This is a genomic window from Vibrio sp. R10-SF1-ISO8 (assembly GCF_059833805.1).
The window spans coordinates 347144-359564 of the sequence record NZ_JCBDHL010000008.1; the positions used below are offsets into that span (position 1 = coordinate 347144).

General features: G+C 46.3%; 8 protein-coding genes. 6 read left to right on the forward strand and 2 right to left on the reverse strand.

Features of this window, described 5'->3' with window-relative positions; genetic code table 11:
• Window positions 1-9: 9 nt before the first annotated feature.
• Window positions 10-2145, reverse strand: coding sequence for an LruC domain-containing protein (locus AC6R00_RS05300; protein WP_500639569.1), 2136 nt, complete (start codon window positions 2143-2145; stop codon window positions 10-12).
• 157 nt (window positions 2146-2302) lie between these two features.
• On the opposite strand from AC6R00_RS05300, the gene AC6R00_RS05305 reads away from it, so the two are divergent.
• Together AC6R00_RS05305 and AC6R00_RS05310 are read left to right on the forward strand one after the other, a co-directional pair.
• Window positions 2303-2566: a YfcL family protein gene (locus AC6R00_RS05305; RefSeq protein ID WP_049846680.1), complete on the forward strand. Its 264-nt coding sequence runs from the start codon at window positions 2303-2305 to the stop codon at window positions 2564-2566.
• Between the two features lie 139 nt (window positions 2567-2705).
• On the forward strand, window positions 2706-3230 hold the full coding sequence (locus tag AC6R00_RS05310; RefSeq protein ID WP_500639570.1) for an NADPH-dependent FMN reductase: 525 nt from the start codon (window positions 2706-2708) through the stop codon (window positions 3228-3230).
• 68 nt (window positions 3231-3298) lie between these two features.
• Here AC6R00_RS05310 and mnmC read toward each other — a convergent pair whose 3' ends face one another.
• Complete coding sequence (gene mnmC / locus AC6R00_RS05315) at window positions 3299-5317, reverse strand: bifunctional tRNA (5-methylaminomethyl-2-thiouridine)(34)-methyltransferase MnmC2/FAD-dependent 5-carboxymethylaminomethyl-2-thiouridine(34) oxidoreductase MnmC1 (RefSeq protein ID WP_500639571.1); 2019 nt, start codon at window positions 5315-5317, stop codon at window positions 3299-3301.
• Between the two features lie 128 nt (window positions 5318-5445).
• Between mnmC and fabB the strand changes: the two genes are divergently transcribed.
• The 4 genes from fabB to AC6R00_RS05335 all read left to right on the forward strand — a co-directional run.
• Window positions 5446-6657, forward strand: a complete 1212-nt coding sequence (fabB, locus tag AC6R00_RS05320) for a beta-ketoacyl-ACP synthase I (RefSeq protein ID WP_004744485.1) — start codon at window positions 5446-5448, stop codon at window positions 6655-6657.
• Between the two features lie 255 nt (window positions 6658-6912).
• Window positions 6913-8046: a 4-phosphoerythronate dehydrogenase gene (locus AC6R00_RS05325; protein ID WP_500639572.1), complete on the forward strand. Its 1134-nt coding sequence runs from the start codon at window positions 6913-6915 to the stop codon at window positions 8044-8046.
• On the forward strand, window positions 8043-9056 hold the full coding sequence (locus AC6R00_RS05330; RefSeq protein WP_500639573.1) for an aspartate-semialdehyde dehydrogenase: 1014 nt from the start codon (window positions 8043-8045) through the stop codon (window positions 9054-9056). Before AC6R00_RS05325 ends, AC6R00_RS05330 begins: the two co-directional genes overlap by 4 nt.
• A gap of 218 nt (window positions 9057-9274) precedes the next feature.
• Window positions 9275-12421 (forward strand): FimV/HubP family polar landmark protein (locus AC6R00_RS05335; RefSeq protein WP_500639574.1); only part of this gene is annotated, 3147 nt, incomplete at its 3' end.

Below are 12421 nucleotides of genomic sequence, written 5' to 3' on the forward strand. Positions count from 1 at the left end.
TTCTCTCCCTTAGTCGACATAAATTTTACTGTTGTTTGGAATGGTGTACCAAGTCGGTTCGGTCAATCCGGTCGCATCTTGAGCAAAGTCAGCAAACTTTGAATAGGCTTGTAAGATGTTTTGTTGTTCAAGCGGATGCTGCCATGTGTTCGGAATCTCAATTGCCCAAGGCAGACCATTGGCATTGTGGTAATGAGTGTCGCCATTAGAAGCGTCTACGCCATTCGCCTTATATCGCGAGTCAAACTTACTGGTAGGAGCTTGATTTTTAAGATGGATTTCAAGTGCTCGCCCAGGATAGCCCCCACTTAGCTGATATCCGACGTCACCGTAATAATGACCAGGAGAGGCGAAGATAAATGGGTCGTAAGGGAAGTTTGGCATTGTGTCGGTATTAACCGCATTTTCTAATGAGAAGGTTAAGCTCCATGTCGGGCGGTAACTGGTACCACAATTTTCTTGGGTCCGGAACATGGTACAGCCTTCCGCTTCGCCCGGTTCGGTGATATCCCAAAGATCTTGATGAATAATAAACACGGCATCTGTGGTATCACTTTCTAAGCTGCCAGATTGAAGTGTATTGTTCACATAGAGCTGAACAGAATCAGACTTTATATCTTCACGAGCGATGCCTGGCAAACGAATGGCAAAACCCGAGTGGTAGTCACCGCCTAATGCAGCCACTTTGCCCTCGATTTTCATACGTATGACCTGATTGTTGAGCTGGTATTCGGTGAATTTAACGTTCATTAAAACGTCATTCATGTCGTAGTCACCGACAAGTGGGTATTGATCTTCGTAGGCAAAGGTAGTGAAGCCCCCACCACTTGGATACACTTCTGTAACCACACCACTTTCCGTAATATCTACGAGGTAATCTTCTACTTCGCCTGCAGGCACGCCGCCGCTAGGGCCTATACCAGAGGTATTCGAAACTCGGAAGCGTGCCCAAGTTTCTCCTGCAACCGCCCACGTTGGTACTGAGAAGAAGATGTCACCTGTGTTGGCATCCACTGACTGGTCTGTGATGATAATCTCACCAGACTCAAATTCGCCATCACGATCAAAGTCTATCCAAGCGTTGAGCACTGAGTTCTCCGTTGCACCAGAGACGGTTGCAATTATTTTACTGGTTTGTCCAACTTGAATGGGGACAGGGAACTGAATTCCGTCATCGTCATTGCTGCCGTCAGAAGTATCATCACTCATAGGGTAAGGGCTAGCATCGGTTTCACCGTCAACTAAAGTACCGAGCTTAAGATCAGACATACCGTGCCTAGCACCTGATGAAGCGAAGGTTGTTTTGTAAGAATCTGGCGCATCACCAAAGTCGGTGTATTCACTAGGCTCGACAGGTGCTAAAGCACATCGAGCACCGTCATTCGAATTACTTGATGGACCATAAGCAAAGAACTCGGCAGTTGAGCTGGTTCCATTGATCGAGACTTTAAACACATAGCCATTACTGTTGTTACTGGCATAGAAGTTACCATCGACGTCAAAGTAGACGGCGCCAAAGGTTAGGCGATAGCCAAGTACATTTTTGTCGAGTAATTGGTTTAGTCGGGTTGAGGTACCTGCGCTGACATCTATCTGCCACAGATAACCATTGGCATCGATAGAGTAAGCGAGGCTGTTATCAGGGTGGAAAGCCAAATCATAGATGGAAGGGTTACCAAATTGACTTGGTGGAGAAGAGAGCTCCATAACCAAGCTATCTAAATTTATTCGATATAAGCCGTAGTTTGGTCGGTAGCCATACCAAGCGTTTTCATCGAGTGATACGTCACCGACATAAATGGACGTTGGAGCCCCTGCAGGCTTTGAAATATTGAGTAGGGTTTTGGTAAACGTTGAGTCAATGCGAGAAAGTGAGGCGACACCGTAGTCCCAACCATAGATAAAGTCATCGTGCTTGCTGTATCCAACGCCGTTGAGTTTATCTAAACCTAAGTTCGAATCTAAAGTGATGTAGCTACCGACATCGATGTTCACGCCGTAAGCGACTGGCGTACCGGTTGGGTTTTGAATTAAGAAAGCTTGTGTTGGACACTCAGAAAAAGGCGTTTCTGCCATAACCATTGATGAGCCAGTTAAAGCGACAGTGACCATAGCTATTTGAAGAGCGGTAGGTTTTATTTTCATTGGTTCTTCCTCGCTGAACTTAGGTGAATATTTGAGGAAGTGCACAGGGCGTGCCATGCGTCTAAGCCTTGCTATGACTAGGGTTTGCGTTGGAATTCTCAATGTGAGAAGCTTGGCATTCTTTTTGAGAAGCAAACTGATTAGGCGTTAACGCAAAATGATTATTGAATTTGAAGAACAGCTGCTAGAGCTAATTGATGCACGTATTTCATCGGCATCGGATGATGAGTTATTTGCTGGTGGCTATCTACGTGGTCATATTTCTTTGTCAGCAGCAGCATGTGAAGAAGAAGGCATTAACGATGTAGAAACGTTAAAAGAGCGAATCCAAGCCAGCTTAGATGACGCGCGCTCGGAACTGACGCCTGCTGACCGCACAATTGTCAATGACCTATGGGTTGAGCTAGTCAACAACGCGTAATCAGAAGCGCACTAAATTATCTTAAATAAGGGGTTGTTCGAATTTTTCGAACAACCCCTTAAATTATTTATGGTTGTTGCTTTTCTGTTCAGTGATATTCTTCTAAGCACATATCGAGGAACGAATAGGAAATCAGATTATGAAAATTTTAGCCTTTGGAGCATCAACCAGTTCAACATCCATCAACAAGACTTTAGCGACATATGCAGCCAATCTTATTGAGGGTGCAGAAGTAACGATTCTCGATTTAAATGACTACCAAGTCCCTATGTTTAGTGAAGATACAGAAAAAGAAATTGGTCAGGCAGAGGGGGCGAAAGCATTCTTAGCCGATTTAGCTCAAGCCGATGCAATTGTTGTTTCTTTTGCTGAGCATAACGGATCTTACCCTGCGGCATACAAAAATCTCTTTGATTGGTCGACGCGTATTGAGCGCAATGTGTTCCAAGAAAAACCAGTCGTGTATTTAGCAACCTCTCCGGGTCCTGGTGGCGCGCAAACGGTTCTTGCTGCTGCAACTGGCTCAGCACCTTACTTCGGCGCAGAGGTGAAGGCTTCTGTTTCCGTACCAAGCTTTTATGACAACTTCGATTTAGAAACAGGTCAGTTCCGCAATCAGGAAATTGCTGAGCAAGTAAAGCAAGCGGTCGCTAATCTAGTTTAGGACACAAGCAGATACCAAAACGCCGCCACTCTCTGCGTGAGGGTGACGGCGTTTTATTTTCTGGGTAGCTAGAGTTCGGTAATCGCTTTACCTTTGCGTAATTTTCGAACCCACATACGGCTTGGATGAAGCTGCTCTAACACATCGATTGGCAAAGGCAGAGGATCGCCACAGATCTGAGAGGCAAGAGTTTCTGCTAATAAAGGCGCAGAGCTTAAACCGCGAGAGCCAAGCCCTAATAGGCAAAATAGATTCGGATACTGAGCTACCTTCTCTGCGTCTTTTTCCTTTACCCCTTGCAAGTTAGCGTAGCGCTCTTTTATCAGCTCAAACTGCCCGATGTTACCAACAAAAGGTAAATGGTCTCGGCTTACGCAGCGAATCCCCTGACGAGAAAGATTCCCTGAAGTATCAACCTGGTTCGGCCAGCTTGGGTTTGGAACACACTTACGCAGTTTGTCACCATTATCTTGCTGAGCGGCAGGGTCAAACTCGTAATCAAGATGAGTTCGGTCATAGCTGGCACCAATACAGTGGTGACCATTATTCGGGTTAACCGGAGTCATGTAGCCGTCATAGCACAACACGGTTTTAAGCTGCTGCAAATCATCTGTGGTTGGAATATGGCTGACTTGTCCTTTCACCTGACCTAGAGGGATGTTCGCCGACTGTTCTAGTTGGTCAAACTGATGGCCATTGGCAATTACAACACTTGAGTGAGTGAAGCTGTTATCACCAGATTTGAGAGTCCAACTCTGTGAATTTTCGTTCCAAGTTAAAGCCTCAATTTTGGTAGCAAAAAACGTCTCGAATTGTTCGCTTTTCTCTAGTTCGGCGACTAAACCTTGAGTCAGCTCGGCAGGACATAACCAACCGCCAAGCGGGTAGTGAATACTCGCCATGTCAATCGGCAAACCAATTGTCGCTTCGGTTTGTGCTTGGTCTAAACGGTGAATCAACTGTTTGTCAAAGTTGCCGTTCAGCATTCGCTCAAGTTTGTCCGTTGATTTGTCATCCCACATTAATTGGGTAACGCCGCACCAACTATGACCAAACTTGATCTTCTCGGCCGCTTGCTCGACAAATTGTCTGGCAAAAAGGAAAGCCGGAGCGAAAACGCGAGATACCCCAGAGTGGTCACCATTAAGTAGTGGATAAACAGCACCCTGGCGATTGCCAGAAGCGCCTTGAGCTGGTTGAACATCTTGGCAATACAATGCGACTTTCTTTCCGCGTCTCAGCAGAGTTTTCGCTAATGTTGCGCTAGCTATACCGCCACCAATGATGGCAATAGACTCTGATTGACTAGAAGGTGTGCGAGCAAACCAAGGTTTAAAATTAGTCTCCGCTTGGCGCTGTGTCAGGCTGCCAGCAATCATATCTCGCTTGGTACCAAAGCCTTTGACCTTCTTCATTTCAAAGCCAGCTTCAATTAGGCCTCTACGCACAAAACCCGCCGCAGTGAAAGTCGCACAGGTACAATCTTGCTTGGCGAGTTTGGCCATACCATTGAAGAGGTCCTGATTCCACATCTCAGGGTTCTTACTCGGTGCAAAACCATCTAGGAACCAAGCATCAACAAGACCTTGTTCAGTCACCGGTACTTTAGGCATGCAGTCTTTAATATCGCCAAACCACAGGTCCAACGTGATGGCACCATCTTCAAGCACAATGCGGTGACATTCAGGAACAGCAATAGGGTAGTGCTTTTGCAATTTTTGCGCATATTCAGCCAGCTCTGGCCAAGATTGATGCGCTTTAACCAGATCTTGCTGACTGAGCGGATACTTCTCGAAGCTCACGAAATGGAGCTCTTTTAGTGGCGCATCTGGATGTTGCTGCTTAAATTGATCGAACCATTGCCATGCAGCTAGGAAATTCAACCCAGTACCAAAGCCAGTTTCAGCAATAACGAAACGGCGTTGGTCATACGTTTGCCATCTTTGCGGGAGATGATTTTGGTGTAGAAACACATAGCGGGTTTCTTCAAGGCCATTGACGTTAGAAAAGTAGACATCATCAAACTGATCTGAAACAGGCGTACCCGCATCGTTCCAGCCTAGTTGGGCATTAGTAATCGAGGTCATAGTGTCGGAAATATGTGAATAAAAACGATAATATGATTGCAATTGTACGGTTTTAAGGGAAAGCTGACCACTTTTCCCCGCTATCTTAGTTATCATCTAGCGGATTTTTGAATTATAGGAATGTCATAATGAAACGAGTCGTAATCACCGGTATGGGTATTGTTTCAAGTATCGGTAACAACGTCGAAGAAGTTTTAGCGTCTCTAAAAGCAGGTAAATCTGGTATTACTGCCTCTGAGCAGTTTAAAGAACAAGGTCTTCGTTCACAGGTATGGGGTGATCTAAAAATCAACCCAGCAGAGCACATTGACCGTAAACAGATGCGCTTTATGGGTGATGCGGCTGCGTATGCATACCTATCAATGCAGCAAGCAATTGAAGATGCGGGTCTAACTGACGAGCAAGTTTCTAACGATCGTACCGGTATTGTTGCTGGCTCTGGTGGTGCATCTGCACTAAACCAGACTGTAGCGACAGACACAATGCGTGCGAAAGGCGTAAAACGTGTTGGTCCTTACATGGTTCCACGCACTATGTCTTCAACGGTTTCTGCATGTCTTGCAACGCCATTTAAGATTCGCGGCGTGAACTACTCAATGAGTTCTGCATGTGCAACTTCTGCACACTGTATTGGCCACGCAATGGAGCTTATCCAGTTAGGCAAACAAGACATCGTATTCGCTGGTGGTGGTGAAGAGCTAGATTGGTCTCAAACTATGATGTTTGACGCAATGGGCGCACTATCAACTAAGTACAACGAAACACCAGACAAAGCGTCTCGTACTTACGATGCAAACCGTGACGGTTTCGTTATCTCTGGCGGTGGCGGCATGATGGTTATCGAAGAGCTTGAGCACGCTCTAGCACGTGGCGCGAAAATCTACGGTGAGATCGTTGGCTACGGCGCAACTTCTGACGGCTACGACATGGTAGCACCATCAGGTGAAGGCGCGATTCGTTGTATGAAGATGGCGATGCAAGATGTAGACAGCATCGACTACGTAAACACGCACGGTACTTCTACACCTGTCGGTGACGTGAAAGAGCTAGGTGCTATCCAAGAGCTATTTGGTGACAACAGCCCAGCAATTTCAGCAACTAAAGCGATGACAGGTCACGCGCTAGGTGCAGCAGGCGTTCACGAAGCAATTTACTCAACGCTAATGCTAGAAAACAGCTTTATCGCACCAAGCGTAAACGTTGAGACTCTAGATGACGCAGCACAAGGTCTAGATATCGTGACTGAGAAGCGTGACGCAGAGTTGACGACAGTAATGTCAAACAGTTTTGGTTTTGGTGGCACAAACGCTACGCTAGTTATCAAGAAATACCAAGGCTAACTGAATTTGCTCATTAGCGAGCAATCCAGTTTCCAGAGCTGACTAACCTTTAGTAATAAAGGTTAGTCTAACAGACGCAGACTTTAACCCATGGAGAGCGGGTTAAGATCCTTTTGTTCTGGACCATTGCCCGGCCAAGTGCCGGGCATTTTTCTATCTAATCCCCTTGTGATATAGAGATGATCAGATAATTGCTCGACACTGACTCACCTTTTTTGCACAATCAATGCCATTCAAAGCCAAATCGATAAACCCATGAAAATTCTTGTAGATGAAAATATGCCTTATGCTGAACAGCTTTTTAGTCAGCTAGGTGAGGTTGTTTTAAAATCTGGTCGCACACTGACCGCTGATGACTTAATCGATGTTGATGCGCTTATGATTCGCTCAGTGACTAAGGTGAATGCAGAGCTGATCGCTAAAGCGAACAAGCTAAAATTTGTCGGTACAGCAACCGCAGGAATGGATCACGTCGATCAAGCTCTACTGAATGAGAAAGGTATTTACTTTACCGCCGCCCCTGGCTGTAACAAAGTGGGCGTCGCGGAATATGCATTCAGCGTAATGATGGTGCTTGCTCAGCAGCATGGCTTCTCCGTATTTGATAAAACCGTTGGCATTATTGGAGCAGGTCAAGTCGGTAGCTATCTACAGAAATGCTTAGAAGGCATTGGCATTAATGTGTTGATCAACGATCCTCCTAAACAAGTTGAAGGGGACACTCGTCAATTTACCCCTTTGCCTGAATTGCTAGAGGAATCAGATATTATCACTCTGCATACCCCTATCACGCGTGATGGTGAGTACCCTACGTATCACTTAATTGATCAAGCTGTGTTGGAAACGTTACGTGGTGACCAAATTTTAATCAATGCGGCTCGTGGCCCCATTGTTGATAATGCTGCATTAAAAGCGCGTTTACAGAAGAATGATGGATTTATCGCAGCATTAGACGTATTTGAATTTGAGCCAGAGGTTGATATGGAGCTTCTGCCTCTGCTAGCATTCGCAACCCCTCATGTTGCAGGCTATGGCTTAGAGGGGAAAGCTCGCGGTACGACAATGATCTTCAATAGCTATTGTGAGTTTCTAAACAAAGAATTACGTGCGCATGCCAGTGACTTGCTGCCCATTGCGCCAGTCCCACAGCTCAATTTAGATCGCATGTGGGATGAAGCAACGCTGCACAACATCACGCAGCTAGTCTATGATGTGCGTAAAGATGACGCCTTATTCCGACGCGAAATCAGCAAGCCTGGTTCGTTTGACCTGATGCGTAAAAACTATTGGGATCGTCGAGAGTACAGTGCAGTCACGTTAGTTGGTGGAGAGTCATGCAATCTATCCCCACTAGCAAAACTAGGTTTTCAGGTTGAGGTAAGTCAATGAGCCAACAATATAATGTTGCAGTTTTAGGCGCGACTGGTGCAGTCGGCGAAACAATTATCGAAGTGCTGCAAGAGCGCAAATTCCCAGTGGGTGAGATTTACCTTTTAGCCAGTGAGCGCAGTGAAGGTAAGACTTATCGCTTTAACGGTAAAACTGTCCGAGTTCAAAACGTAGAGGAGTTTGACTGGTCTCAAGCACATATCGCGTTGTTTTCAGCAGGTGGTGATTTATCTGCTAAATGGGCGCCAATCGCTGCAGATGAAGGTGTTATCGTGATTGATAATACCTCACAGTTCCGCTACGAGTACGACATTCCACTTGTGGTGCCTGAAGTGAACCCTGAAGCAATTGCCGAGTTCCGTAACCGCAATATCATCGCTAACCCAAACTGCTCAACGATTCAGATGTTGGTTGCCTTAAAGCCAATTCACGATGCAGTGGGTATTGAGCGTATTAATGTATCAACTTACCAGTCAGTGTCAGGTGCAGGTAAAGCGGGTATTGATGAGCTAGCAGGTCAAACGGCTAAGCTGCTTAACGGTATGCCAGCAGAAAATGAAGAGTTTTCACAGCAAATCGCGTTTAACTGTATTCCGCAGATCGATCAGTTCATGGAAAACGGTTATACCCGTGAAGAAATGAAGATGGTTTGGGAAACACAGAAAATCTTCAACGATCCAGGTATTACTGTAAACCCTACCTGTGTTCGTGTACCTGTTTTCTATGGTCATGCGGAAGCAGTCCATCTAGAAACATGTGCACCAATCGATGCGCAAGAAGTGATTAATCTGCTAGAGCAAACTGAAGGTGTTGAAGTTTTCCATGGTGATGACTTCCCAACACAAGTTCGCGATGCAGGCGGTAAAGATCACGTGATGGTAGGTCGTATCCGTAACGACATCAGCCACCATAGTGGTATCAACTTGTGGGTAGTGGCAGACAACGTTCGCAAGGGTGCGGCAACTAATGCTGTTCAAATCGCCGAAGTACTGATTCGCGACTACTACTAGACAAACTAAAACTCAGCTGTTGCTGATAATTGTCTAATCAAAGCCTCGCCATAGTGTGAGGCTTTTTTAATCGAATTTTGAAAAATTGTGTGAGATTAATGCGAATATGGCGCCGGACACACATTTTTTGCCTATCCACCTATAGTTTTGAGTGGTTTATCCGATATATTTAACAGATCATCGTCATTAATTTAATTGAGCACATAGCTGAGCCTTATATGCGTCGACTTTTACAGCGTCTACTATTGCCTCTAGCAATGGTTGCCGTGACTCAAACTACTATCGTAAACGCGGAGAGCATTCGCCTTAAAGGGCCAAATGGTGAGATCCAGTCATCTCCCCAATTTTCAGAGCCTCTTGCTCGTGATGCGCGTACGGCAGAACCGTCAAGATTTTATGGCCCTACAACGGAGCAAGAGACGTTGTGGAGTATTGCCTCTCAGTTACGTCCTTCTAACGCAGTTACTGTTCAACAAACGCTCTACGCCATTTTTCAACTCAACCCTCAAGCGTTTGAAAACCAAAATATCCACGAGCTGATCCCTCAGAGTACCATTCGTATTCCTTCTCTGAGCCAAGTTCGTAGTGTCTCCACTCAAGAAGCTGTCAACGTGATGGCAGCGCACCAAGCTCGCTTGGGTAAAGCACCTAGTGTTGCAACGCCTCAACCACAGGCTCCAGCAGTCAATGTTGTTCCAGTGGATAAGCCTGATGAAATGGCTAAGCCGATGGAAAAAGCAGTTGAAACTGCCCCGGAGATGATGCCTGAGAAAGACAGTGATTTAAAAGCTATCGCATCGCAAGAAAAGCAGAAACAGGTTAAGTCACTCGAGAACCAGCTTGAAACCTCTGAAACAGAGTTGATGGCACTAGAAGAGAAGAACCATAAGCTGCGCTTAATGTTGGCCGAGGTTCAATCCGAAGTTGATGTGCTAAAAGACGAACTCGGAGATGAAGACCGGATACGCACAGAAGTCGAAAAACTTCTAGAAGCTGAACGTATGCGCCTTGCAGAAGAGCAAAAAATGGCGCCTTCGGCAATGGATCAACTGTTCTCAAATACTTGGTTAGTTGCAGCATTAGCCATCATCCCGGGATTATTGATTGGTCTCATCATCATGATGCTGTTGGGCCGTCGCTCTAAAGAAGAGCCACAAGCCGCACCAACAGAGCAGCAACCTGTTCAACCTGTTGCGCCAGTCGTGCCTGAAACGCTTAATGAAGATATCGACGATGATTTACTGCTCGATGACGACTTGTTTGGCGAATCGGATAAGGATGAAGAAGAACTATTTGGCGACGACTCAGTCGACCCTGACGCTGATTCAGATGAAGTGGATGTATTTGCCGACCTAGATGATAGCGATCTTGATTTCAACCTTGAAGGTGAAGACAGCGATGACCCATTTGCAGGGATAGGCGATGACGGTGATCTAGATGAATCACTGGCTGATGTCGATGTTGATATGAGCTCGAACGGCATTAGTGTCAACGGTGATGAAAAGGCACTTGGTCTTGAAGAGATGGAGCGCGCTCTCGATGAGGTGGTCATTGATGACTCCGATGACGAAGGTTTCGATCTATCTGATGATGGTGAGTTCTCGCAAGATGAGTTGGACTCACTTCTAGCCGAAGATGGTGATAGCGAGGAGCTAGGCTCCGATGAGTTGGATCAGTCATTACTGGATGATCTATTTAACGAAGCTCAAGATGACAGCAGTGATGACCTCGATTTTGATAGCTTGCTTGATGAAGGCGAAGACAGCTTCGATCTAAGCGATGACTCAACGGAACCGAGCTTAGCTTCTGATAGCGAAATCGATGATATCTTTGCCCAAATGGAAGCGCAGGCGGATCTAGAAACGCTAGAAGCGAATGCGCTTGATGAAACAGCGCTGCTTGATGAAGTTGTCGATGAAGAAGGTGTCGAAGTCAGTGCAGATAGCACAGACCTTTTAGATGAGCTTCTTGAAGAGTCGGCTGCACCGCAAGAGGCTAGCGATGAAGTCGACGCCTTTGATGAGCTAATCTCGGTTGATGAACCTGCTGAAGAAAGCACCGACCTTTTAGATGAATTTATCGCTGAGTCAGAAGGTGCAGACGAATTTGATTTAGACACTGAACTTGACGAGCTTATTGGTGAAGATACGTCAGCTCAAGAGATCTATTTAGCGGATAGTACAGAATTACTCGGAGATATGGTTGACTCTGATCCTCAAGCAGGCAGCAACGAAGATCTGGGTGACGATGCGACCGACTTGTTTGAAGAACTGCTTGAAATCGATCAACAAGAAGAGCTGCCAGAGCCGGCATCAGAGCCCGAACTGGAAGCTGATTCTACTGATGAGCCGTCGATTGAACAAGAGACGCCAGCAACTGACAACAAAGACTTCGCTAGTGAAGACTTTATCGATGACTTGTTAAGTGTGGCTCCGGAGGGGGACCCACTTCTTGATGAACTCGATCTAGACGATGTTCCTGCTGCCAACGTAACCGATGAAGTTGCGTTAGACACAGAGATTGACCAAGCTCAGCTTGCAGAGCCAGAGCCAGAGCCAGAGCCAGAGCCAGAGCCAGAGCCAGAGCCAGAGCCAGAAGAAGATGATGAAGACGATTGGCTAACGTCGGCGATTGAAGAAGTTGAAAACCCTCAGTTTGACAGCGAAGAAGCGGAACAACTGAGTGATGAAGCGGAGCAAGTGGCCGATGAAAGTCAGCCATCTAACGAAGCAGAATCTGAAGACTTTTCGAGTGCTGAGACACAAGACGATGATTGGCTAACCTCAGCAATTGATGAAGTTGAGAGACCTGAAAGTACTCCTGAGTCAGCACAAGTTGTAGAAAGCCCATCGGTTGGATTGGATGAGGCAACGTCGGCTTCAGGTGCTGAGCAACAAGAAATTGTTGAAGATGATGTGCTTGCACAACAAGAGCAAAGCGACACACTGAAAGAAGAGACTCCAGAGACTCCAGAGACTCCAGAGACTCCAGAGACTCCAGAGACTCCAGAGACTCCAGAGACTCCAGAGACTCCAGAGACTCCAGAGACTCCAGAGACTCCAGAGACTCCAGAGGCTCCAGAAATCGCTGAAGCAGTCGAGGATATTCAAGAAGCTCCTGAATCGACACAGGCACCAGTTGAAGCTCAATCTACTGCTCCGATGCCAGAGGCGATTCCAAATGAATTTGGTGTCCCTCAAGATGATGATTGGCTAATTGATGACGAGCCGCAAACCGAGCAGCCTCAAGCAGAAGATAGTTTAGCGTCGCAAACTGAGTCTGAAGTAGAAGGCTCAGTTGAATTGGATTTGCCTGATATCGCGGATGAAGCGTTCTCTGAAGTCACCGAAGAACCCCAAGCAGAA

Coding starts and splice junctions, on each gene's coding strand:
- AC6R00_RS05310 (WP_500639570.1), top strand. CDS start 2,706: ATGAAAATTTTAGCCTTTGGAGCATCAACCAGTTCAACATCCATCAAC.
- AC6R00_RS05305 (WP_049846680.1), top strand. CDS start 2,303: ATGATTATTGAATTTGAAGAACAGCTGCTAGAGCTAATTGATGCACGT.
- AC6R00_RS05330 (WP_500639573.1), top strand. CDS start 8,043: ATGAGCCAACAATATAATGTTGCAGTTTTAGGCGCGACTGGTGCAGTC.
- fabB (WP_004744485.1), top strand. CDS start 5,446: ATGAAACGAGTCGTAATCACCGGTATGGGTATTGTTTCAAGTATCGGT.
- mnmC (WP_500639571.1), bottom strand. CDS start 5,317: ATGACCTCGATTACTAATGCCCAACTAGGCTGGAACGATGCGGGTACG.
- AC6R00_RS05300 (WP_500639569.1), bottom strand. CDS start 2,145: ATGAAAATAAAACCTACCGCTCTTCAAATAGCTATGGTCACTGTCGCT.
- AC6R00_RS05325 (WP_500639572.1), top strand. CDS start 6,913: ATGAAAATTCTTGTAGATGAAAATATGCCTTATGCTGAACAGCTTTTT.